Origin of the sequence: Microtetraspora malaysiensis (assembly GCF_001528665.1) — a bacterium.
In the GTDB taxonomy this organism is placed as follows: Bacteria; Actinomycetota; Actinomycetes; order Streptosporangiales; family Streptosporangiaceae; genus Microtetraspora_A; species Microtetraspora_A malaysiensis.
Genome location: NZ_BBYJ01000013.1, coordinates 153471 through 176421 on the forward strand (window position 1 = coordinate 153471; position 22951 = coordinate 176421).

Annotated in this window: 17 protein-coding genes; 14 read left to right on the plus strand and 3 right to left on the minus strand. The window is 71.0% G+C overall.

Features of this window, described 5'->3' with window-relative positions:
- Positions 1 to 857: 857 nt before the first annotated feature.
- The 6 genes from AWQ71_RS18105 to AWQ71_RS18130 all read left to right on the plus strand — a co-directional run bounded on the left by AWQ71_RS18105 (position 858) and on the right by AWQ71_RS18130 (position 10485).
- Positions 858 to 2024, plus strand: a complete 1167-nt coding sequence (locus AWQ71_RS18105; RefSeq protein ID WP_169806586.1) for a cytochrome P450 — start codon at positions 858 to 860, stop codon at positions 2022 to 2024.
- A complete protein-coding gene (locus tag AWQ71_RS18110) occupies positions 2012 to 3262 on the plus strand; it encodes a condensation domain-containing protein (protein ID WP_067134662.1) in 1251 nt (416 codons plus the stop codon). Before AWQ71_RS18105 ends, AWQ71_RS18110 begins: the two co-directional genes overlap by 13 nt.
- 141 nt (positions 3263 to 3403) lie before the next feature.
- A complete protein-coding gene (locus tag AWQ71_RS18115; protein ID WP_067134664.1) occupies positions 3404 to 6871 on the plus strand; it encodes a non-ribosomal peptide synthetase in 3468 nt (1155 codons plus the stop codon).
- 2 nt (positions 6872 to 6873) lie between these two features.
- Entirely contained in the window at positions 6874 to 7626 is a 753-nt protein-coding gene (locus AWQ71_RS18120; RefSeq protein WP_218001839.1) for an SDR family NAD(P)-dependent oxidoreductase, read from the plus strand.
- Entirely contained in the window at positions 7620 to 8798 is a 1179-nt protein-coding gene (locus tag AWQ71_RS18125) for a pyridoxal phosphate-dependent aminotransferase (protein WP_067134668.1), read from the plus strand. The genes AWQ71_RS18120 and AWQ71_RS18125 overlap by 7 nt, the downstream gene beginning before the upstream one ends.
- Before the next feature lie 73 nt (positions 8799 to 8871).
- The gene (locus AWQ71_RS18130; protein WP_369407204.1) at positions 8872 to 10485 is read left to right on the plus strand and encodes a (2,3-dihydroxybenzoyl)adenylate synthase; all 1614 of its coding nucleotides are present in this window, start codon (positions 8872 to 8874) and stop codon (positions 10483 to 10485) included.
- Positions 10486 to 10603: 118 nt separating this feature from the next.
- Here the strand turns inward: AWQ71_RS18130 and AWQ71_RS18135 are convergent, their stop codons facing one another.
- Complete coding sequence (locus AWQ71_RS18135; RefSeq protein ID WP_067134672.1) at positions 10604 to 11641, minus strand: methyltransferase; 1038 nt, start codon at positions 11639 to 11641, stop codon at positions 10604 to 10606.
- Positions 11642 to 11855: 214 nt separating this feature from the next.
- Between AWQ71_RS18135 and AWQ71_RS18140 the strand changes: the two genes are divergently transcribed.
- From AWQ71_RS18140 to AWQ71_RS18155, 4 genes are all read left to right on the plus strand, one after another.
- Entirely contained in the window at positions 11856 to 13169 is a 1314-nt protein-coding gene (locus tag AWQ71_RS18140) for a hypothetical protein (RefSeq protein ID WP_157570418.1), read from the plus strand.
- Entirely contained in the window at positions 13166 to 14359 is a 1194-nt protein-coding gene (locus tag AWQ71_RS18145; protein ID WP_067134675.1) for a cytochrome P450, read from the plus strand. Before AWQ71_RS18140 ends, AWQ71_RS18145 begins: the two co-directional genes overlap by 4 nt.
- Positions 14360 to 14413: 54 nt before the next feature.
- A complete protein-coding gene (locus AWQ71_RS18150) occupies positions 14414 to 15580 on the plus strand; it encodes a cytochrome P450 (RefSeq protein ID WP_067134677.1) in 1167 nt (388 codons plus the stop codon).
- A 117-nt stretch (positions 15581 to 15697) separates the two neighbouring features.
- Positions 15698 to 16297 (plus strand): hypothetical protein, encoded by a 600-nt coding sequence (locus AWQ71_RS18155; RefSeq protein WP_067134682.1) that lies wholly within the window; start codon positions 15698 to 15700, stop codon positions 16295 to 16297.
- A gap of 22 nt (positions 16298 to 16319) precedes the next feature.
- Here AWQ71_RS18155 and AWQ71_RS18160 read toward each other — a convergent pair whose 3' ends face one another.
- Positions 16320 to 17273, minus strand: a complete 954-nt coding sequence (locus AWQ71_RS18160; RefSeq protein ID WP_067134683.1) for a sugar kinase — start codon at positions 17271 to 17273, stop codon at positions 16320 to 16322.
- A 2-nt stretch (positions 17274 to 17275) separates the two neighbouring features.
- Positions 17276 to 18685 carry an MFS transporter gene (locus tag AWQ71_RS18165; RefSeq protein WP_169806587.1) on the minus strand — a complete coding sequence of 470 codons (1410 nt, stop codon included), beginning with the start codon at positions 18683 to 18685 and terminating at the stop codon, positions 17276 to 17278.
- 259 nt (positions 18686 to 18944) lie between these two features.
- Between AWQ71_RS18165 and AWQ71_RS18170 the strand changes: the two genes are divergently transcribed.
- The 4 genes from AWQ71_RS18170 (at position 18945) to AWQ71_RS18185 (ending at position 22898) form a co-directional block, all read left to right on the plus strand.
- Complete coding sequence (locus AWQ71_RS18170; protein WP_084259014.1) at positions 18945 to 19709, plus strand: FadR/GntR family transcriptional regulator; 765 nt, start codon at positions 18945 to 18947, stop codon at positions 19707 to 19709.
- 71 nt (positions 19710 to 19780) lie between these two features.
- On the plus strand, positions 19781 to 20971 hold the full coding sequence (locus AWQ71_RS18175; RefSeq protein ID WP_067134686.1) for a CaiB/BaiF CoA transferase family protein: 1191 nt from the start codon (positions 19781 to 19783) through the stop codon (positions 20969 to 20971).
- Positions 20968 to 22128, plus strand: coding sequence for an ABC transporter substrate-binding protein (locus tag AWQ71_RS18180; RefSeq protein WP_067134688.1), 1161 nt, complete (start codon positions 20968 to 20970; stop codon positions 22126 to 22128). Before AWQ71_RS18175 ends, AWQ71_RS18180 begins: the two co-directional genes overlap by 4 nt.
- Before the next feature lie 5 nt (positions 22129 to 22133).
- Positions 22134 to 22898: an enoyl-CoA hydratase/isomerase family protein gene (locus AWQ71_RS18185; protein WP_067134690.1), complete on the plus strand. Its 765-nt coding sequence runs from the start codon at positions 22134 to 22136 to the stop codon at positions 22896 to 22898.
- Positions 22899 to 22951: the final 53 nt, after the last annotated feature.

The following is a 22951-nucleotide window of genomic DNA, read 5'->3' on the forward strand; positions in this document are numbered from 1 at the left end:
TCACACACGCCGGGTTCGTCAAGATATTAGCGACGCATGACATATATGCCATGACAGACCGTCTTACCGAATGCCGCCGAGTAAACGATTTCCGTTCACCTGATAGTTGCCGCGAATCCTCCCGCCGATCCCCCTTTAAAACCCGCTGACCAGGGGAAACAACCGTGTCCAGACTGGACAGGCAGCCAAATACGTCGTCGCCGACAGTTTGTCAAGGGCGATCTGTGATGGTTATCAAAGGCGATTTCATCGCGGCTGAGGAACCGGACTCGCTCACCATGAATGAATTCCCCCGAGGCCATCTGGAGATTTTCTCGCATATTGAGACGGAGGGCGACCGGAAGACTTGTTTCGATACCGACGATCGCGCGTAAATCCGGGACGCCCGCACGCAAGACCCGCTCGGATTTCAAGATGGCCAATCGGGTTTCGTGCCGATGAGGCCGAGTCGAGTGACGGGACATCACGATTCGCCGCAATGCCACGCAATCTCACACAATGCCGTGCAATGCCACTCAGAATCACGCAAACCCCAAACGGAGCGGGCGGGGCGAGGGCTGGCAGAACCTGACAGAGGACTGGCAGAACCTGACAACAGTCCGCCCGGCCGGCGGCGCCGTACCACCCGGCCGGAACCCGCCGCGCCGGCACCGCACACCGCAGGAGAGTCCCACGCGAGGCGCCCTCGCGGCCACCCGCCGCCCTGCCCGGCACGGTCGGGACGCAGCACGGGAGGGAGAAGTTCCGGCCCTCGACTAGCCGGGCACGACCCGACATGCTGGGGCGGCATGGAGGTGCCCCAGCTGGCAGCGCAATCCCCGCCTTTGTGTCCTTTCAACCCCGATGATCCATCGACGGTGGTGGACCCGTACCCGGGGTACCGGCTGTTGCGGGAACAGGCCCCCGTCTGCCACCTGCCGGAGCACGACCTGTGGCTCGTGACCAGGCACGCCGACGTCGTGGAGGTGCTGAGCTCCCCCGAGCGCTTCTCCTCGCGGCTGGGCATGGGCGCGGTGCCCCGCCTGCCCTCCCCCCGCTCGGTGGACTACCGGATCGGCGCCCCCGGCGTCAGGGTGCTGATCGCGACCGACCCGCCGGAGCACTCCAGGCTGCGCCGCGCGGTGCTCGCGCCCTTCTCCCGCTCGGCGGTCGCCAAGCTGGCCCCCAAGATCGAGGAGATCGCCGACGGGCTGGTGGCCGGGCTGCTGGCCAACGCCGAGCGCGGCACCGCCGACCTCTACCGCGACCTGGCGGGCCCGCTCCCGGTGCTGGTGCTCGCGGAACTGCTGGGCGTGTCCACGCAGGTGCGCGAGGAGTTCATGGAGTGGGCCGCGGTCATCACCGACGACCTCGACATGATCGGCGCCGCCGATTTCCAGCTCGGCCGCGGCTACGACATGTTCCGCTACTTCTACTCCGAGATCCGCCGCCGCAAGCTGGAGCCGGGCGAGGACCTGCTCAGCGTCGTGGCCGCCACGGACGCCGCCGGGCTGTCCCCCCACGAGGTGCTGGCCTTCTGCGCCTTCCTGCTGGTCGCGGGGATCGAGACGACGGCCAACCTGTTCACCAACCTCATCGACATCCTGTTCCGCCACCCCGAGCTGAAGAAACGCCTGTGGGAGGAGCCGGACCTGGCGGAGGCGGTGGTGGAGGAGGCGCTGCGCTACGACACCTCCGTGCAGGGGCTGTGGCGCGCCACCGTGGCCGAAGACGAACTGGGCGGGGTGGCGCTGCCCGCGGGCGCGCGGCTGCTGGTGCTGTTCGGCTCCGCCAACCGCGATGAGGACGCCTTCCCCGGCGCGGACTCCTTCGACCCCGCCCGCGCCCCGAACCCGCACCTCGCCTTCGGCTACGGCCACCACCGCTGCCTGGGCGCGGGGCTGGCCAAGACGGAACTGGTCATCGCGCTGCAGTCGCTGATCAGGGCGACCGGCGGCATCGAGCCCAACGGACGGCCCGAGCGCAGGAACAGCCTGGTCCTGCGCGGCTTCACCGCCCAGCCGGTGACGGTATGGCCGAGGTGAGGCAGCTCCCCGCCTCGGTGGCCCAGCGCCTGTTGTGGGTGCTGGAGCGGTTCCGCGGCGAGCAGGGCGCCGCGAACTGCCCGATCGTGCTGCGCCTGCGCGGCCGGTTGGACGAGGAGCGGCTGGAGGAGGGCCTGTCGGCGCTGACCGCCCGGCACGAGAGCCTGCGCACGACCTTCACCGGCCGCGGCGCCCGGCTGACCCAGCTCGTGCACGAGCCCGGGCCGGTGAAGGCGGAGCGCCGCGACCTCACCTCTGACGACCCCGGCCGGGCCCTGCGCGAGGCGATCGCCGAGGAGGTGCGCCGGCCGGTGGACGCCGGGCGGTGGCCGGCCCGCACCACCCTGTTCCGGCTCGCCGACGACGACCACGCCCTGTGCGTCAACCTGAACCACGCGGTGACCGACGGCGGCTCGTGCGGGCTGATCGTGCGCGACCTGCAGTCGCTCACCGGCGGCGGCCCGCCGCTGCCCCGCGTGGGCTGGCAGTACCCGCGGTTCTGCCGCTGGCAGGAGGACTGGCTGGCCGGCCCCGACATGCGCGCCGACCGCGCCTACTGGAGCGACCACCTGGCCGGCGCCCGGGTGCCGCGGCTGCCGCTGCGGGAGGCGGCGCCCGGCACATGGATCAGTGCCACCGTCACCGGCGCCCTGGACGCGGCCACCGTCACGGCCCTGGAGCAGACCGCCCGCGCCCGGCGTACCACCCTCGCCTCGGCCCTGCTGGCCGTCTACTACCTGGTCCTGCGCGACCACACCGGCGACGAGGACCTGGCCGTCGCCTCGTTCCTGGCCAACAGGACCCGCGTCGAGCTGCGCGACACCGTCGGGCTGCTCGCGAACATGGCGGTGCTGCGCACCCGGATCGGCGACGGCGACGACTTCGGCGAGGTGCTGCGCCGTACCCATGCCACGGCCATGGGCGCCTTCGTCCACCAGCGGCTGCCCTACCAGCTCCTGCGCGGCGACACGCTCACCGAGCCGGGCCGCCGCCCGGACGACGTGATGTTCCAGGTCGTGCCCGAGCTGCCGGGAGGGCTGCGCGTGGCCGGGACGCAGGCCGAGATCGTCGTGGTCGACCAGCTCGCCAGCCGGTTCGAATGCGAGTTCCAGATCTATCCGCAGTACGGCGGGCAGCGGATCGTGTTGTGCTACAACCGCGCCCGTCTCGAAGACGACCTGGCGAAACGGCTGGTCGGCGACTACATAGCAACGGCCAGGGCGGTTACGTCCAGATGATGCCCAAATGGGGATGGTCCACAGTTGACCGGGCGAGTAGAGCCCGGTTGTTGCCGTGACCTGCATCGGTGTCTCATCGCCAAGACGTGGTGTTCCTGCCTTCCCGCCTTCCCGCCTCCCCGCCCACGGAGGGACAACTCGATGAGCACGACCAAGCCGGCTTCCGGCCGCGCCGCTCCCAACCGCGTGCTCGGACCGGCCGACCTGCGGGAGGCCGTGGCCGGGATGCTGGGGATCGGCGCGGCCGACCTCGACGACCAGCAGGACCTGCTCGCGCTCGGCCTGGAATCCATCGCACTGATGCGGGTGGCCAACCTCTTGCGCCGCGCGGGCGTGCGGGCCACCTTCGAGGACCTGGTGGAGGAACCGACGCTGGCCCGCTGGCTCGCGCTGCTGGCCGACGCCCGGCCCCGGCCCGCCCCCGCGGCGCCGCCGCCCCGGCGCGCGCCGGTCGATGACAGCGGCGAGCACGCGCTGGCCCCGATGCAGCAGGCGTACTGGATCGGCAGCCAGGACGGGCAACCGCTGGGCGGGGTGAGCGCCCACTTCTATGCCGAGTTCGACGGCGCGGACATCGAACCGGAGCGGCTGGAGGCCGCGGTGCACGCGCTGCTGGCCCGCCACGGCATGCTCCGCGCCCGCTTCACGCCCAACGGCGCCCAGCAGGTGCTGCCGGTCAGCCCGTGGCCGGGGCTGGCGGTGCACGACCTGCGGGGCGGCGCCGCGCAGGAGGAACTGGCCGAGCTGCGGACGCGGCTGTCGCACCGCCGCTTCGACACCGAGCGCGGCGACGTCTTCGACGTGGCGCTGTCGCTGCTGGACGGGGGCCGCACCCGGCTGCACGTCAGCATCTCGATGCTGGTGGCCGACGCGCAGAGCTACCAGGTCCTGCTGGCCGACCTGGCCGCGCTCTACCGCGACCCCGGTGCCGGGCGGGCACCGCTGGGCTACTCCTTCGCGCAGTATCTCGCCGACCAGCGAGACCTGGAGGACGCCGAGGCAGCGGCGGCGGCCAGGGACTACTGGCGCGGCAGGCTCGCCGAGCTGCCGGGGCCGCCGCGGCTCCCGCTCGCCGAGGGCGCCGGGCTGCGCGAGCACCGCGGCGTCACCCGCTACTACCAGCGGCTCTCCGCCGCGCAGGTGGCGCGGATCACCGCCTGCGCCCAGGCGGAGGCGCTGACGCTGCCGGTGGTGTTCTGCGCCGTCTACGCCGAGGTGCTGGCCCGCTGGAGCGCCGAGCCCCGCTTCCTGCTGAACCTGCCCACCTTCGGCCGCCGTGACCTGCACGAGGACGTCTCGCTGATCGTCGGCGACTTCACCAACATCACGTTGCTCAGCGTCGACGCCTCCCAGCCGGCGAGCTTCGCCGAGCGGGCCCGCGGCCTGCAGGCACAGCTCCGCTCCGATCTCACCCACGCCGACTACTCGGGCGTGGAGGTGCTGCGCGACCTGGCGCGCGAGGCGCCGGGCGACTGGCTGCGCGCCCCGGTGGTGTTCACCAGCGTCATCGGCATGGGCGAACTGTTCGGCCCGCAGGTGCGCGAGTGCTTCGGCACGCCGGTGTGGACCTCCTCCGAGACGCCGCAGGTGTGGCTGGACCAGCAGGTGATCGAGAGCGGCGACGGCGACCTGCTGATCAACTGGGATGTCGCCGACGGCGTGTTCCCCGACGGCCTGATCGACGCGCTGACCGGCGCGTACGAGGAGGCGCTGACCTCGCTCACCGACGCCGGCTCCTGGCACCGGCCGCTGGCGATCCCGCTGCCGAGCGGCCAGGCGGCGGTGCGTGCCCGCGTCAACGACACCGGCGCCCCCCGCCGGCTGGGCCGGCTCCACCAGCGCTTCTTCGACCGCGCCGTCCGCGACCCGGACCGCACGGCCCTGCTGTGGGGCGAGTCGGGTGAGCTCAGCTACGGCGAGCTGGCCGACCGGGCCAAGCGCATCGCCGCCGGCCTGCACGCGGTGGGGGTCTCCCCCGGCGACACGGTCGCCGTGACCACGGCCAAGGGCCCCTGGCAGATCGCCGCGGTCCTGGGCGTGCTGGCCGCCGGAGCGGCCTACGTGCCGGTCGGGATCGACCAGCCTCCCGCGCGGCGGGAGCGGATGTACCGGACCGCGGGGGTCGAGGGCGTGGTCTGCGTCGGCGACGAGATCGTCCGGCTCGGCTGGCCGGGCGAGCTGCCGGTGTTCGACATCCAGCAGCTCGCCCGCTACCGGCCGGTCCTGCGCAACGGTGTCCGGCCCACCGAGGACGACCTCGCCTACGTGATCTTCACCTCGGGTTCCACGGGCGAGCCGAAGGGCGTGGAGATCACCCACGAGGCGGCGATGAACACCGTCGCGGCGGTCAACGAGCACTTCGGCATCGGCGAGCGGGACCGTGTCCTGGCCCTGTCGGCGCTGGACTTCGACCTGTCGGTCTACGACATCTTCGGGCCGCTGTCGGCGGGCGGCGCCGTGGTCCTGGTCGATGAGCTGGACCGCAAGGAGGCGCGAAGCTGGGGACGGCTGGTGCGGCGGCACGGGGTGACGGTGTGGAACTCCGTACCGGCGCTGCTGGACATGCTCCTGGTCGGCGGCGGCCTGTCCGGCCCGGCGGAGCTGCCACGCGTCGTCATGGTCTCCGGCGACTGGGTCGGCGTCGACCTTCCGGGCCGGGTACGGCGGCTGCGCCCCGATGCCCGCTTCGCGGCGCTGGGCGGTGCCACCGAGGCGGCGATCTGGTCGAACCTGCTGGAGGTGGAGCAGGCCAGGCCGGAGTGGACGGCGGTGCCCTACGGTTTCCCGCTGCGCGCCCAGCGCTTCCGTGTCGTGGACGGGCACGGCCGTGACCGGCCGGACTGGGCGCCGGGCGAGTTGTGGATCGGCGGTTCCGGGCTGGCCAGGGCCTACCGCAACGCGCCGGAGGCGAGCGCGGCGGCGTTCGTCCACGACGGCGGCGAGCGCTGGTACCGCACCGGGGACCGGGCCCGCTACCTGCCCGGCGGGATGGTGGAGTTCCTTGGCCGTTCGGACACCCAGGTGAAGATCGGCGGGCACCGGATCGAGCTGGGCGAGATCGAAGCGGCCCTGGGGCGCCTGCCGTACGTGGACAAGGCGGTCGCGCTGGTGGTCGGCTCGGCGCAGCGCAGGATCGCCGCGGCGCTCGTGCGCGCGGACGGGGGAACCGACGGCGAGGTGGACGCGGCGGCCAAGCGGGCGCTGGCCGACGAGCTGCCCCCCTACATGGTCCCGGACGAGATCCTCACGCTGGCTGAGCTGCCGCTCACCGGAACCGGCAAGGTCGACCGGCGGCGCCTGGCCGCGCTGCTGGAGCGCACGCCCGCCGCCATGCCGCGCCCGGAGCCGCCCGCCGGGCCGACCGAGCAGGCGCTGGCGGCGATCTGGGCCGAGATCCTCCAGGTGGCCGAGGTCGGGCGCCGCGACTCCTTCTTCGGGCTGGGCGGCGACAGCCTGCAGGCGACCAGGATGCAGGAGGCGGTCCGCACCGGCCTGGGTGTGGCGGTCACGCTCAGGCAGCTGTTCTCCGCCCCCAGCGTCGCCGAGCTGGCGGCGGTGATCGACGCGGAGCGGGAGACGGCGGCGGACTACGAAGAGGGCGGGATCTGAACGTGGCGCCGGTCGCCGTCGTTACTGGCGCGGGCAGCGGCCTGGGCCGCCGCCTGGCCGTCAGCCTGGCCGCGGACAAGACCTCCCTGGTGCTCGTGGGGCGGCGCGCGCACCTGCTGCTGGCCGCCCGCGAGGAGTGCGTGGCGGCCGGAGCCGGCCCGGAGCAGGTCCTGACGGTGCCGGCCGACCTGGCCGAGCCCGGCTCGGCCGCCCGCGTCGTCGCCGCGGCGAGCGAGCAATTCGGTGGACTCGACATGCTCGTCAACAACGCGGCCGCGGCCACCTTCGGCGCGCTGGAGCCGACCGACCCCGACGTCTTCACCCGGCTGTTCCAGACCAACGTGGCCGGGCCCGCCGCGCTGATCAGGCACGCGGCGCCGCTGCTGCGCCGCAGCCGCGGCACGGTCGTCAACGTGGGCTCCATCGGCGGGCTGCTGGCCGTGCCCGGCCGGTCGTTCTACGGCGCCACGAAGGCGGCGCTGCACCACCTGACCCGCTCGCTCGCGCGGGAGCTGGCGCCCGACATCCGGGTCAACGCCGTGCTGCCGGGAGCCATCGACACCGAGATGTACCAGGACCTCGGCCTGGACGAGGACGCGACCAGGAGGTTGAGAGAGGAAATGATCCGCACCACCCCGCTGGGAAGGATGGGAACACCGCAGGACGTGGTTCCCTGGATCCGGATGCTGCTCGGCCCGGACGCGTCGTGGATGACCGGCACGCTGCTCGTGGTGGACGGGGGACGCTCGTGCTGACCGGCGCCGGTTCCCCGGCCGCCAGGGAGCGCAGCAGGGACATCCCGCTGTCGTGCCTGCACGAGATCCACCAGCTCGTCGGCGCGCACCCCCGGCCGGTCATCGCCCTGCACGTGGGCGAGCCGTACATCCGCATGCCGCAGGAGGCCGTCGAGGGCTACTGCAAGGCGCTGCGCGACGGCCACACCGCCTACACCGACGCCCGCGGCCTGGCAACGCTGCACCAGGCGCTGGCCGAACGGCTGGCCGGCAACGGGCAGCCGCCCCCGGAGCGGCTGTTCGTCACGCCGGGATCCTGCCAGGCCATCAGCGCGATCCTGCAGTCGCTCGCCGTGGACGGCGGCCAGGTGGTGCTGCCGGAGCTGCACTGGCCGATGCACTACCAGCAGGTGGTGATGACCGGGATGCGAGCGTGTTTCGCGCCCTTCGGCGAGCCGGGCCGTTCGGTCACCGAGGCGCTGGAGGCCGCTGCCGGCGAGCGCACCGTCGCGGTGCTGGTGAACTCCCCCGGCAACCCCTCCGGCCGGGTCTGGTCGGAGGCGGAGCTGCGCGAGCTGCACGCGTGGGCGGTACGCCGCCGGGTGCCGGTGATCAGCGACGAGGCGTATGAGGACTTCGTCTACGACGGGCAGCCGTGCCGCATCGCCAACCTCGACCTGGAGCTGCCGCCGGAAGAGCGGGTGGTCTTCTCGGTGCACACCTTCTCCAAGGGCTACTCGATGACCGGCTGCCGCCTCGGCTACGCCACCGCGCCGAACGCCGAGCGCGCCATGCTGCTGACCCGGGTGCAGGAGACGACGCTGGTGGCGCCAAGCACCCCGGTGCAGTACGCCGGGCTGGCGGCGCTCGGCGCCTCGGCCCACCTCGCCGAACACCACGCGTACGTGCGGCGGACCAGGGACGCGGTCGTGGACCTGCTGGGTGACAAGCTCCTCCACCTCACCCCGGACGGCGGCTGGTACGCCGTGCTCGACCTGGGCTCCTACGTGAAGGACACCTACCAGTTCTGCAAGCGGGCGCTGGCCGACATCGACGTGGGCATCGCCCCCGGCCGCGGCTTCCTGCCGGAGGGTCATCCGGGGGCCGACCGGCTGGCGCGGATCTCGCTGTGCGCCGAGCGCGAGGCCACGCTCGAAGGCGTCCGCCGCCTCACCGACTACCTGGGTGGGTGAGGCGCGATGCCCGCCACCCGGCGCCTGCCCGGCCCGCGACGGGGCCGACGTGTCACCGAAGGGAGCGTCGAACGTGAGACCTGAGGCGCCGATGCCGGGGGTGGCCGGCCATCCCCCGGCGTTCGCCGAACGTTACCGGGCCGACGGCTACTGGCGCGGCCAGGTGCTGGGCGACCTGCTCCGGCCCTGGAGCGGCGGCGAACGCACCGCCGTCGTCGACCCGCGGGGCAGGCGATGGTCCTACGCCGAGCTCGACCGGCAGGCCGACCGGTTCGCGGCCGGGCTGGCGGCGCTCGGTATCGAGCGCGGCGACCGGATCGTGGTCCAGTTGCCCAACATCGCCGCGTTCGCGAGCGTCAGCATCGGCTGCTACCGGCTGGGCGCCATCCCGGTCTACGGGCTGCCCGGCCACCGCCGCCGGGAGATCAGCTACCTGGCCGGGCACGCGGAGGCGGTCGCCCTGGTCGTGGCCGATGAGTATCAGGGCTTCTCCTACGTGGAGCTGGCGCGCGAGACGCAGAAGGAGGTCTCCTCCGTACGGCACGTCATCGTGGTCGGCGAGCCCGCCGAGTTCCTCGGATTCGAGCAGGTCCTGGCCGAGCCGGTGCCGCTGCCCGGCCCGCGGCCGTCCGACGTGGCGTTCTTCCTGCTGTCCGGCGGCACCACCGGGCTGCCCAAGCTGATCCCGCGCACGCACGACGACTACGCCTACCAGCTCTACGCCTCCGCGGCGGCGACGGCGACCGGCGCGGACGGCTGCTACCTGGCCTCGCTGCCGGTCGCGCACAACGCGGCGCTGGGCTGCCCGGGGCTGCTGGGTACGCTGGCGGTCGGCGGCAAGGTCGTACTGCCCCGCAACCCCAGCCCGGACGTGGTCCTCGACCTGGTGGAAAGCGAGCGGGTGACGCTGACGACGCTGATGCCGCCGATGGTTCAGGTGTGGCGGGAGGCCAGGGAGTTTTTCGAGGTCGACCTGTCCGATCTGGTCATCCAGGTCGGCAGCGCGCACCTGTCGCCGGACCTGGCCGCCAGCATCACGAGCGAGATGGGCGCGCGGCTGACGCACTGGTTCGGGATGGCCGAGGGGCTGCTCACCTATACCCGGCTCGACGACCCCGAGGAGGTCGTGATCGGGACGCAGGGCCGGCCGCTGGCGGCGGCCGACGAGCTCAAGGTGGTCGACGAGAACGACGCCGAGGTGGCGCCGGGCGAGGTCGGTGAGCTGCTCACCCGCGGCCCGTACACCATCCGCGGCTACTACCGGGCCGACGACGTCAACGCCAGGGCGTTCACCGCCGACGGCTTCCTGCGCACCGGCGACCTGGTACGGATCACCGCCGAGGGCAACATGGTCGTCGAGGGACGCCTCAAGGACGTCATCAACAAGGGCGGCGAGAAGATCGTCGCGGCGGAGCTGGAGGACGTGCTGGGGCTGCATCCGGCGATCCGCCAGGTGGCCGTGGTCGGCGTGCCGCACGAGCTGATGGGTGAGGTGCCGTGCGTCTTCGCCGTCCCCGACGGTGAGATGCCGACGCCGGCACAGGTGCGGGAGTTCCTGACCGCGCACGGCGTGGCCACCTACAAACTGCCCGACCGGATCGAGGCCGTCGCCGCGCTGCCGCGCACCACCGTCGGGAAGATCGACAAGCAGCGGCTGCGGGCCGACTTCGTCGCCGGCGACGGCTGACTTTCTCCCGGAATGCGAAGACCCGGAGCGGGGCCTAACGGCCCGCTCCGGGTCTGGTTCGGTTCCGCGGTCGGCCGCGCCGACGTCAGGTCAGTCGGCCCAGGTCAGCCGGCTCAGGTCAATCGGCGGGGAACGCCTCGACCAGCGGGAACATCGGCGTCGGGATCACCCGGGAGATGCGCAGCCCGGCCCCGTCGAACAGCGCCCGCAGCTCCTCCTCGGTGCGGGCGCATCCGCCGCCCATCGTCAGCAGGATCAGGTCGTAGACCTTGCCGACCTCGTCGGTGTCGCCGGGGAAGGAGACCGGCTCGTGCACCAGCAGCCTGCTGTCGGGCCGCATGGCCTCGCGCACCCGGCACAGCAGCCGGTGGGCGTGCTCGTCCTGCCAGGACCACAGCACCCGCTTGAGCAGGTAGGCGTCGGCGCCCTCCGGCACCCCGTCGAAGAAGCTGCCGCCCACGACGTCGCAGCGGTCGGCCAACCCGGCCTCCCGCAGCATGGCGGGCGCGCTGTCCACGACGTGCGGCTGGTCGAACAGGGTGCCGTGCAGGTGGCGCAGCCGGCTCAGCAGGCCGTTGAGGAACATGCCGTTGCCGCCGCCGAGGTCGACCACCGTCTTCAGCTTCGACCAGGAGTCGTAGGCGGAGATCACCGTGCGCACCTCCATCCGGGTCCCCGCCGCCTGCGACCCGTCGAAGCGCTTGCTCTCCTCGGGGTGCTCGGCCAGGTATTCCCAGTAGCCCTTGCCGAGGACGTGCTCGAAGGACGAGCGGCCGGTGCGCAGGGTGTAGTCGAAGTGCGCCCAGGCCTGCAGGTCGCCGGGCAGCAGCGGGTAGGCCTCGCGCAGCGAGACCGGGTGGTCGCTGCGCAGCGGCTGGGCCAGGGGGGTCAGGGCGAACACGCCCGGCTCCGCCTCGGTGAAGATGCCCTTGCCGGCCAGCGCTCGCAGCACGCGCAGCAGCGCCCTGGGCTCGGCGCCGCACCGCTGGGCCAGGTCGGCGACGGGCAGTGGCCCGTCTCCGAGGTGATCGGCCACCCCAAGCGTGCAGACGGCCCGAATCGCGAACGGCACGATGTAGTCGGCCAGGTCGGCCAACCGTCGTATCGACGCGATGTCGAGGTGGGGTCGAACAGCCGTGCTGACGTCGTCGGGCATTTCGATCTCCTCCGCTGCCGTTGGTGGAGATCCTGATATGAAGCGCCAAAAAGCCGCAAGCCGCACGCGCAAGCCGTACGCGCAAGCCGCACGCGCGAGCCCACCGCATGCGCGCATTCCACCGCTGTTGTGGTCAAACAAGGCGCCGCGATAACCCTAAAGCGGCGAATTCCATGCGGAGGAGCTTCTTTCCCCGACGACTGAGGGTGAGCTCATGACCAGAATGTGGTGGGACTTCCGCCCATATCTTCGCGGCCTTGTGATCGACGCCCTGGGGATCAGCAAGCCGCCGAAGAACCCGGCCCCGCCGGACAACGGCCCCTCCATCGTCGTGCTGCCGTTCGAGACCGAAAGCGCCGACGACGAGTACCTCACCGACGGCGTGACCCAGGACCTGACGAACAACCTCGCGCGCAGCAGCAACGCGGTGTTCGTCATCTCCGCCGACACCGCCTTCTCCCTCAAGGGCACCAAGCCCGACCCCACCAAGCTCGGCACCGAGCTCGGCGTCCGCTACATTCTGCGGGGCACCGTGGAGCGCACGGGCGACCAGCTCGGGATCAACGCCGAGCTGATCGAGGCTCGCCCGGGCGCCACCCTGTGGTCGGCCTCGTTCGACTGCGCGCTCACCGACATGCACGCGGTGCAGCTCGAGATCGTCGAGCGGATCCTCGGCGCCGTCGGCTTCGAGCTGGAGTCGGCGGAGCTGGACCGGATGACCAAGCCGCCCACCAGCATCCGCTCGGTGGAGGCGGTCTGGCGCGGCTACTACCACATGCGTCAGCTCCACCACGAAGACCTGCTGGCCGCGCGGGCCCTGTTCCAGGGCGCCATCGACAACGACCCGAACCTCGCCAGCGCCTACGGCCTGCTCGCTGGGACCTTCACCCAGGAGCACACCCAGGGCTGGAGCCTGGACGACGGCCACCTCGACCACGCCTGGGAGCTGGCCTCCACCTGCGTCGAGCTCGATCCCGACACCGGGGTCGGCCACGGCATCCTCGGCGTCGTGGAGCTGGTGCGGGGTAACTGGCGGGAGGCGGTCAAGCACCAGGACCGCTCGATCAAGGCCGACCCGTGCATCACCTGGCCGCACGCGATGCGCGGCGTCGCGCTCACCATGGGCCACCAGCGGCTGGAGGCCAGCCGGTCCATCCGCCGGGCGCTGCGCCTGGACCCCTTCCCGCCACACGGGCTGCTGATGGCGCTGGCCTACATCAACCTGGGCGCCGGCCGCCGGGACGAGGCGATGCGGCTCCTGGAGAAGGTCCGGCGGGAGAACCACGACAACATCCTCGTCCGCATCGGCCTGGCCGCCTACCACCAGCGCGAAGGGGACAAGGCCTACGCCCGCGAGCTGACCCAGCAGATCCTCCAGATCAACCCGGCGATCACGGCCGAGATCGCCAAGAACCTCATCCCCTCGCTGGACCGGATCCATCCCGGGAGCGAGGTCGTCCGCTACGCCGACGACCTCGCGGCGGCGGGCCTGCCGCGCGACGCCGACAAGACAGGTGAGCCTCGATGACCCAGCCGCAGCCCGTCATCTACAACCCCTTCGACCCGGCCTTCATCGCCAACCCCTACCCCTTCTTCAAGGAGCTGCGCGAGAAGGACCCCTGCCACCAGATCACCGCCGCCGACGGCGTGTGGCTGCTGACCCGCCACGACGACATCGACGTCATCCTCCACGACCGCGAGCGGTTCAGCGTCGACCACCGCAACCTCAAGCGGGGCCCGGAGCAGGACCTGGCCTACGACGACATCGCCGTCATCCTCTTCCGCGACCCGCCGCAGCACACCAGGTGGCGGCGGCTGCTGTCGCAGGGGATCACCCCGGCGCGCGTCACCGCCTACCAGCCCCGCCTGGCCCAGCTCATCGACGAGCACCTGGACCGGCTGGCCGACAAGGGCGAGGCGGACTTCCTGACCGACGTGGCGAACCCGATCCCGTTCCTGGCCATCTCCGAACTCCTCGGGATGCCGCCGCAGGACCGGGAGCAGGTCCACGCCTGGACGTGCGACATCGTCAACCTCACCGAGCCGATAGCCAGCCCGGAAGTCACCCGCGCGATCATCCGCTCCCGCGACGAGATGCGCGACTACCTGCGGGAGGTGTGCGCCCACAAGCGCGCCCACCCCGGCGACGACGTGCTGTCCAACCTGCTGGGCGCCGCCGACGGCTTCGACGAGGAAGAGCTCATCAGCCACATCATCCTGCTGCACGTCTCCGCGCCGGAGCCGACCGCCAGCCACCTGGCCTACGGGGTGCTGGCCCTGGCCCGCCACCCCGCCCAGGCGGACGAGCTGCGCGCGGACCCCGCGCTGGACCGCAACGCGGTCGAGGAGATCCTGCGCTACGAGGCGCCGCTGCAGATCACCGGCCGCTACCCGCTGGAGGACATCAAGCTGCACGGCCGCACCATTGAGGCGGGTACGGCGATCGTGATGTCCCTCGCCTCGGCCAACCACGACCCGGACAAGTGGGGGCCCACCGCCGACGAGCTCGACGTGCGCCGCGAGCGCGCGGGCGAGCACCTGTCGTTCGCCCGCGGCATCCACACCTGCTTCGGCTCCGCGCTCGCCCGCATGCACGGCCAGCTCACCTTCGGCCGGATGCTGCGCCGCTTCCCGCGCCTGGAGCTGCTGGAGGAGCCGACCTGGAGCACGCTGCTGAACCGCCGCGGCCCCACCCAGTTGAGGATCTCCGTCCGCTGACCCGGCCGGGCGGCAGCCACCCCCGTCACGTCACCGAAAGGCAGGCCAACCCCCATGAGCTCCGCTCCGGACTTCGACCCGCTCAGCCCGGCCATGCTGGAGGACCCCTACCCCGTGTACGCGGACCTCCAGGAGAAGCACCCCGTCTTCTGGCACGAGAAGGTGGGCGCCTGGGTCGTCACCCGCTACGACGACTGCCGGGAGGTCCTCAGGAACTCCGAGCTGTTCGTCCGCGACCCGCGCCGGGTCAGCGAGGTCTCCGCCGAGTCGGGGGAAAGCATCCAGGGCCTGGACGTCAAGGCGCAAAGCGAGCTGCGGCGCCTGGTCACCGGCTCGATCCACGACCAGGACCTGGAGGAGATCGGCCGCCGGGTGCGGGCCAGCATCGATCGCATCTTCGAGGGCGTGCTGGCGCGGCCGTCGTTCGACTGGATGATCGAGGTGAGCGCGCGGCTGTCCGGCATGATCACGGCCGACTTCCTCGGCGTGACCGAGCCCGACCCCCAGGTCTTCAAGACGATCGTCGAAGGCATGGCCCGCAAGTTCGACGCCGACCTCAGCGAGCCGGACCCTGAGGCCGAGCAGCGGGTACGGGACGCGTTCGGCGGCCTCATCGACGGGTGGCTCAGCTCGCCTGAGACCCACGGCACGATGCTGACGCTGAAGAACAGGGCCGCGGAGATGGGCGTGCCGGTGGGAGTCATCAAGAACCTCATCGGCCTGCTGTTCATCGGCAGCTTCGGCACGATCTTCGCCGCCTCCGGCAGTCTCGCCCACCTGTTCATCCAGCGGCCTGACGTCTTCGAGAAGCTTCGCGACCCCGCTCTGCTGGGCACCGGGGTCGAGGAGTTCCTGCGCTTCGACGGGCCGACGCAGGCCACCAGCCGGATGGCCAAGCAGGAGACCCGGGTCAGCGGCGTCACGATCAAGCAGGGCGATCCGGTGTTCGTCGTGCTGGCCGCCGCCAACCGCGACCCGCGCCAGTTCCCGCGGCCGCACGAGCTGGTGCTCGACCGCGCGCCCAACCGGCACCTCGGGTTCGGGTGGGGCCCCCACTCGTGCCTCGGGTCGCTTTTCGGGCAGCTCGCGCTGCGGGAGCTGACCCGCGCCGTGCACGACGCGCCGGGCCCGCTGCGGCCGGCCGGCACGCCGTTCCGGCTGCCCACCACCACGGTGCGCAGCTTCGCCTCGCTCCCGGTGTCCTTCCAGCGGGAGAGCTGACGGCCCTGGCCTGCTCCGGGCCCTGGCCTGCTCCGGGTCCTGACGCCGGGCCTGGTGGCTGCACGCCGCACATAGTCCGGCAAGTCATTTACAAGCACGCGATTTTACGATCCCGCCATGATGAAGAAGACGATCACCGCGGTGGTGGCCGGCCTCGCGGTCCTGGTGACTCCGGCCTCCGCCACCGCCTCCGCCACCGCTTCCGCTTCCGACACCAAGAACCTCCGGCTGCGTGCCGGACTGAGCCTGATCATTCCCAGGTCCTGGAAGGTCTACAAGATCAGCAAGGACTGGACCCGCGTGGTGACCGGTTCGTGCCCGACCGTCAACGACGAGGTTTTCGGGTTCCGTGACTCCGGTTGCCGCAGCTTCTGGGTGCTGGGCCCGAGTGCGATCGAGATAGGGCACGAGGTGTTCCAGGCGTACACACCGGACGCCCCGTTCTATCCGGCCACCGACGTCGGCCCCTGCGTGTACGACGCGAACCTCTCGGTCGGCGCGATGAAGCTCGCGGCCAAGGCGCTGCGCCAGATCGGCCCAGGGCACAAGGCGTACTATCGCGCCTGGTCGGCCGACTGCGTCACCCGGAACGGCGGCAAGGTGAAGGGACGCTTCACCCAGCGCGAGTGGTACCTGCCCAAGTCCAAGATCCTGCTCGTGGACCAGTGGAACACGCAGGGCCTCTCGACGGTCCTCAAGTACGCGACCTGGAGCTGACGATCCCGCCGACGACGAGCGATCAGCACGGGCGAGCGTTGGGAGAACGAGATGAACTCTTCGAAGGCACGATCGCCCCACGATGCCCGATGACCGTCGCCGCGCAGGCCGACCCGGCCGCGACCGCGTCGGCCGCCGAAGCACCCGCCAGCCGGGCGGCGAGGTAGGCGCCGTTGAACGAATCCCCGGCTCCGGTCGTGTCGACGACCCGTTCCACCCGCCGGGTAGCCAATGCGTGCAGTTCTCCCCCTTTGCCGCCTGGTTTGCAGATCGTCACCTCGGAGGCTCCCTGTTTGACGATCACCTCATCGGCGCCCGCATCGAGATAGCGGCGGCCGCACTCCTCGACCGGATGATCGCCCCAGAGCTGGATCTCATCGTCCATCGACGGCAGGGCGATGGTCACCAGGGGAAGAACCTCCGCGACGGCCGTACGCGCGTCGTCCCGGCACGCCCATCCGCGGGGCCGGTAATTGCTGTCGAACGCGATCCGGCCGCCGTTGGCCCGGGTCCCGCGAAGTGCGGCCAGTAGCCGGCTCCGCGCCTCCGGACGCAGGATCGACAGGGTGATGCCGGAGAGATAGACGAGGTCGGCCGCGGCGATCCCCTCGTCGACCTCGGCCGGATAGTGAGCGCTGAAGCATTCGCGGGCCGCGGAGCTGTCCCGGTAGTACGTGAAGCTGCGTTCGCCGTCGTCATCGGTGTGGACCAGGTAGAGCCCGATGGTCCGGTCCGGGTGCCGCCAGAGGTGTTCGGTGTGGACGCCCTCGGCACGGACGGCCTCCGCGAGGCCGTCGCTGAGCTCGTCACGTCCGATCGCCGAGGCGAAGCCCACCGTCACCTGAGGGGCGTGCCGCTTGAGATAGACGGCGGTGTTGAAGACGTCTCCCGCAAAGCCGGTCTGGAGAAGACCGTCGGGACGGCGGACGAGTTCGAGCATGCACTCGCCCACCGCCACGACGGTCGGGGCTGCCATGGTCACGACGTGGTGTGGTTCCGCAGTGGGTCCGCCGGCTGGGCCGGGCCTTCCGCGGACCGGGCGGCGGCCGGCTCCCCCATCCCGTCAGCCGTGGAGGATGCGGCGCCGACCAGGTCGACGTGCCGGGTCTCGGGCGCGGCGAGCAGGGCGAGGAACGTGATGGCGCTGAGGCCGATCGTCATCAGCCCGACCGGCCAGCTGGCACCGCCCGCGGCCTCGGTGAGGGCGACGGCGGCCAGCGGGGCCAGACCGCCCGACAACGCGGCGCTGACCTCACGGCCGAGGACGAGCCCACTGAGCCGGACACGGGAGGAGAACAGCTCGGAGAAGAAGGAGCCCTGTGCCCCGAGCATCGAGGCGATGCCGATCCCGATGCCGAGGACCATCGCGATGATGACGGCCGTCTCGGACTTGGTGTCGACCAGCATGAAGAACGGGAAGGCGAACACGGCGGAGAACCCCGCGCCGAAGAGGTACACCGGCTTGCGGCCCACACGATCGGACAGCGCGCCGAACAGCGGCGTGGTCACCAAGGCGACGGCCGCGGCCGCGGCTACGCCGATGGGGCCGACCGTGGCCGCCATGCCCAGGGTGCCCACGATGTAGGTGACGACGAAGGTCTGGTAGACGTAGCTGACCCCGCTCTGAGCGACCTGTGATCCCATGACCACCAGGAGCGGGCCGCGCTGCTGCCTGAGCAGATCCTTGATCGGTGACTCCGCGACCGCGTCCTGCTTCTGCAGCTCCTGGAACGCGGGGGTCTCATTCACCCGCAGCCGGATGAACATCGCCAGTGCGATCATCAGCACGCTGGCGAGGAACGGGATGCGCCATCCCCAGGCCAGGAAATCCTCTTCGGGCAGCCGCGTCAGCAGCGCGAAGGTCCCGGAGGAGAGCAGCAGGCCGATGTAGACCCCGACGCCGGGGAAGGCCCCGAAGAGGCCGCGCCTGCGCGGCGGGGCGTTCTCCGCCGAGAGCACCGCCGCGCCGCCGAACTCCGCGCCGGCGCCGAAGCCCTGCAACAGACGCAGCGCGATCAGCAGGATCGGCGCCCAGACCCCGGCGGCCTCGTAGCTGGGGACGACGCCGATGAGGGTTGTCGCGCCGCCCATCAGGAGCAGCGTGATGATGAGGACCTTCTTGCGCCCGATCCGGTCTCCGAGGGCGCCGAAGTAGACGCCGCCGAGCGGGCGGATCAGAAATCCGAGGGCGAGGGTGGCGAACGCGGCGAGGGTTCCGACGAAGGCGTCCTCGGTAGGAAAGATGATCTTATTGAAGACGAGGGACGCTGCGGCCCCGTAGAGGAAGTAGTCGTACCACTCGAGTGCCGAGCCGACGAGCGCGGCGCCGGCCACGGCCCCCAGCGATGAGCGCTGCGGCTCTTCCTTGGAATGTGTGCGTGCTGCCATGGAGGTTCCTCCTGCGAAAGGGCGCCGACCCGGCCGGGCTCGTCCGGTCGTCGCTGGCCCTGTTGAGGCGACAACGTATCCGGCACCCTGGCGAGGGTCAATGATTTGTACGATGAATCGAGAGTATTTGTCTGATGAAACCGACCGATTCATCGGATGAAGGTGGACGCTCGGTACGGCGAGAGCGTAGGGTGAGGGCCGTGCAGCGCGCGTCTGACGCTCCGCTGCCGGTGCACGCCGTCGAAGACTGGGAGGACCGGTGCCCGGGGAACACCTGTATCCCTCGCGTGGAGTCCATGGGACCGTCGTCCGGGCCCTGGGGGTCGCGATCGTGTCCGGTCGCTACGCGCCCGGGACCACCCTGCCGACCGAGGACCAACTCGTCGCCGAGCTGGGCGTGAGCCGCTCCGCGCTCCGCGAGGGGATCCGGGTCCTGGCCGGCAAGGGCCTGGTGGAGCCGCAGACCAGACGCGGGACGATCGTCCGCCCACCCGACCGGTGGCATCTGCTGGATCCCGACATCCTGGTCTGGCGCTACGAGAGCACGACCTCGGCGGCGGACTTCGACGACCTCACCGGACTGCGCATGGTCCTGGAGCCGTCCGCGGCCAGGATGGCCGCCGAGCGTTCGACACCCGCACTGATCAAGCCGATCGAGGCGGCGCTCGAAGAGATGCGCCGCACCGTGGACGACACCGAGTCCTTCATCGAGGCGGACCTGGCCTTCCACAGCGGCATCGTCGCCGCCACCGACAACAATCTGCTGGTCCACCTCAACAACATGATGGGCATCGCCTTGAGCGCCCATCGGCACGTGCACACCCGCAGCCGCACACGCCACCGCAAGACCATCGGCGAGCACCGCCGGATCCTCGACGCGATCCGCGATCACGACCCCGACCAGGCCGAACTGGCCATGCGGGAGCTGGTCGAGCGGGCCCACCAGGACGTTCTCTACTACACCGGCCGGGCGCGCCGGTCCGGCGCTTTCGCGCGCCGCAAGGACTCCGACCCCGGAGCCTGACGCCCCTCAATCCCACTCCGAATTCGACCAGGCCGCAGACGAACGAGTCGGCGGTCCAGGAGAGGCATGCCATGAGCGTTCTCGAAGGCTACCGAGTCCTCGATCTGTCCATAGCGATGTCCGGCCCCTTCGCCGCCGCCAGGCTCGGCGATCTGGGAGCCGACGTGATCAAGGTGGAGCCGACCACCGGCGAGTGGCAGCGGCACGTGTCCGCGGGCGGCGCCGTCGGCAACCGCATCAACGTCAGCTTCCTGTCGCTCAACCGCAACAAGCGCAGCATCGCGGTCAACCTCAAGGATCCCGAGGGGCGCGAGGCGGTTCTCGAACTCGCCAAGAACGCCGACGTCTTCCTGCAGAACTACCGCCCCGGCGTCGCCGAGCGCCTGGGAGTGGACTACGAGTCCATCCGGGCCGTCAACCCGGAGATCGTCTACGTCTCGATCTCCGGCTACGGCGAGACCGGCCCTTACGCCCACCGTCCCGGGCAGGACCTGCTGCTGCAGGGCATGTCCGGCTTCATGAAGAGCGCCGGGCGCGCCGGTGACCCCTCCCACCCGGCCCCGCTGTACGTCGTCGACGCCGTCACCGCCTCGACCGCCTTCGAAGCGGTACTGGCCGGCCTGCTGCACAAGGAGCGCACCGGCGAGGGGCAGCTGATCACGGTCAACATGCTCGACGCGATCATCGCCTTCCAGCTCCAGGAGATGAGCATCTTCACCAAGGGCGGCGTCGAGGCGGCACGCACCGACGAGCCCCACGCCCACGTCTACATCCGCGCCCCCTACGGCGCCTTCGAAACCGCCGACCGCGAGATCGTCCTCGCGTTCCCCGAACTGCCGCTGCTCGGCCGGCTGCTGGACATCCCCGAACTGCTCGACATGGACTCCGAGCGCGACGGCCACGAACGTCGCGACGAGGTCTTCCGGCTGGTCGCCGCCCGGTTGAAGGAACGCGGCGCGCAGGAATGGCTTGACCTGTTCGACTCCCACGGCGTCTGGGCCGGCCCGGTGTACGGCTACCCGGACGTCCCCGGCGACCCCCAGGTTCGGCACAACGGCTCGTTGCTCACCTATGAGCACCCCACCGAGGGCACGGTCACCACGCCGGGCTTCCCCATCAAGTTCAGCCGCACGCCGTCCGCCCTTCGCCACCCGACGCCGCTCGTCGGCCAGCACTCCCGCGAGGTGCTGCGCGAGGCCGGTCTCAGCCACGAGAAGATCGACGCGATGCTCGCTTCCGGCAGCATCTCCACCGAGCAGTGAACGCCCGGCTGCGCGGCCTGACCTGGGACCATCCACGCGGTTACGCGCCGCTGGAAGAACTGGCCGGGCTCGACCGCACCGGCGACCAGTCCTACGGGCGCGTACCCGGCACCGTCAGCTGGGACCGCCATCCGCTGGAAGGTTTCGAGTCCACCCCACTCGTCGAACTCGCCGGCACCTATGACCTCCTCGTCATCGACCATCCGCACCTCGCGGACGCGGTCGAGTCCGGTGCGCTGCGCCCGATCGACGAGCTGGTGAGCGCGGACGAGCTCGACACCTGGCGACGACGATCCGTCGGCCCGTCCTTCGACAGCTACCACCACGCCATGCGGCAGTGGGCCGTACCGCTGGACGCGGCGACCCAGGTGCTCGCCGTCCGTCCGGACGGGCCGCCTCCCGAGGCGACCCGCACGTGGACGGACATACTCGACCTCGCCCGCCGAGGAAGCATCGCCCTGTGCCTGGGGGGACCCCACGCCTTTCTCACCTGGACCTCGCTCGCCATCGCGCACGGGGGCCGGCCTGCGGGACCCGAGGTCTACGTGGACGAGGAGCCGGCCCTGCGGGCGATGGAGATCCTGACCGAACTTCACCGTCACTGCGATGCCGCGCTCGCCGACAGGAACCCCGTCCAGGTCCTTGAGGCGCTGGCCTCGGGTACCGGGCCCGACCTGTGCCCGCTGGTCTACGGCTACGTCACCTACAGCGACACCGACGACCGCGGGCCCGCGGTCGCGTTCCGGAACGCTCCACTCGGGCCGTCCGGTCACATCGGCAGCGTCCTCGGCGGCACCGGCGTCGCCGTGTCCCGGCACTGCTCGGAGCCCGAGGTTGCCGCCGCGCACATCCGGCGCCTGATGTCCGCCCGGGTCCAGGACGAGCTGATCTCCCGGGTCGGCGGGCAGCCGAGCAGCCGGTCCGCCTGGTCCGACCCCGGCGTGAACGAGCGCTGGGGCGGCTTCTACCGCGATACCCGGGCCACTGTGGACGCGGCGTGGGTCCGGCCGCGCCGGGTGGGCTGGGTCGAGTTCCAGGACGCGTCCTCCGGTGTCCTCCGTGAGGGCCTCACCCAACGGCGTCCGGCCCGCGCCATCGTCGACGCCGTGAACACCCTCTATCGCCGCCACATCGGCTCGCTCGAAGGATCGAGGTAACTCTCATGCCCCATATCGATCTCAGCATCACCGACCACGTCGCGACCCTGACGTTGAATCGCCCGGAGAAGCTCAATGCCGTCACCCCGGAGATGACCGACGAGATACGGGGCATCGCGCAGAGGATCAACACCGACCCCGCCGTCCGCGTCGTCATCCTCACCGGCACCGGCAAGGCGTTCTGCGCCGGGAGCGACATCAAGGAGCTCGATACCTACCCGACGCCCTGGGCATTTCGCGACCGCCCGGACTACTGCGACGCCGTACGCGGGATCCGCAAGCCCGTGATCGCCGCCGTGAACGGCTATGCCTTCGGCGGCGGGCTGGAGCTCGCCATGTCCTGTGACATCCGCCTCGCCGCCGACACGGCGTCCTTCGCCGCGCCCGAGATCAAGCTCGGCTGGATCGGCGGCGGCGGCATGGCGGCTTTCCTCACCCACAGCATCGGGCCCTCCAACGCCGCCAAGATGATCTACACCGGAGATCCCGTCGACGCCGGACAAGCCCTCACCTGGGGTCTCGTCTCCTCCCTGCACCCGGTGGACGAACTCCTGCCCGCCGCGCGGGAACTCGCCGACCGGATCGCGCAGCGCGCCCCGATCGCCGCGCAAACCGGCAAGCTCAACCTCCGTGCGGCGCACTCCATGCCACTGGAGAACTGCATCCAGTACGAACGCGACCTGCAGACCGTCACCTTCGGCACCGAGGACGCGGCCGAGGGACGCGCCGCTTTCCAGCAGAAGCGCAATCCCCAATTCAACGGACGCTGACCTCAAAGGCCACCACTTCCCTGCTCGAGAGGCGGCTTCAGGCGACGAGATTC

What these genes read in the sequence shown, in the direction of transcription:
- AWQ71_RS18110 (WP_067134662.1), top strand. Translation starts at nt 2,012, where the DNA reads ATGGCCGAGGTGAGGCAGCTCCCCGCCTCGGTGGCCCAGCGCCTGTTG.
- AWQ71_RS18185 (WP_067134690.1), top strand. Translation starts at nt 22,134, where the DNA reads ATGCCCCATATCGATCTCAGCATCACCGACCACGTCGCGACCCTGACG.
- AWQ71_RS18175 (WP_067134686.1), top strand. Translation starts at nt 19,781, where the DNA reads ATGAGCGTTCTCGAAGGCTACCGAGTCCTCGATCTGTCCATAGCGATG.
- AWQ71_RS18165 (WP_169806587.1), bottom strand. Translation starts at nt 18,685, where the DNA reads ATGGCAGCACGCACACATTCCAAGGAAGAGCCGCAGCGCTCATCGCTG.
- AWQ71_RS18160 (WP_067134683.1), bottom strand. Translation starts at nt 17,273, where the DNA reads ATGGCAGCCCCGACCGTCGTGGCGGTGGGCGAGTGCATGCTCGAACTC.
- AWQ71_RS18115 (WP_067134664.1), top strand. Translation starts at nt 3,404, where the DNA reads ATGAGCACGACCAAGCCGGCTTCCGGCCGCGCCGCTCCCAACCGCGTG.
- AWQ71_RS18145 (WP_067134675.1), top strand. Translation starts at nt 13,166, where the DNA reads ATGACCCAGCCGCAGCCCGTCATCTACAACCCCTTCGACCCGGCCTTC.
- AWQ71_RS18150 (WP_067134677.1), top strand. Translation starts at nt 14,414, where the DNA reads ATGAGCTCCGCTCCGGACTTCGACCCGCTCAGCCCGGCCATGCTGGAG.
- AWQ71_RS18155 (WP_067134682.1), top strand. Translation starts at nt 15,698, where the DNA reads ATGATGAAGAAGACGATCACCGCGGTGGTGGCCGGCCTCGCGGTCCTG.
- AWQ71_RS18135 (WP_067134672.1), bottom strand. Translation starts at nt 11,641, where the DNA reads ATGCCCGACGACGTCAGCACGGCTGTTCGACCCCACCTCGACATCGCG.
- AWQ71_RS18140 (WP_157570418.1), top strand. Translation starts at nt 11,856, where the DNA reads ATGACCAGAATGTGGTGGGACTTCCGCCCATATCTTCGCGGCCTTGTG.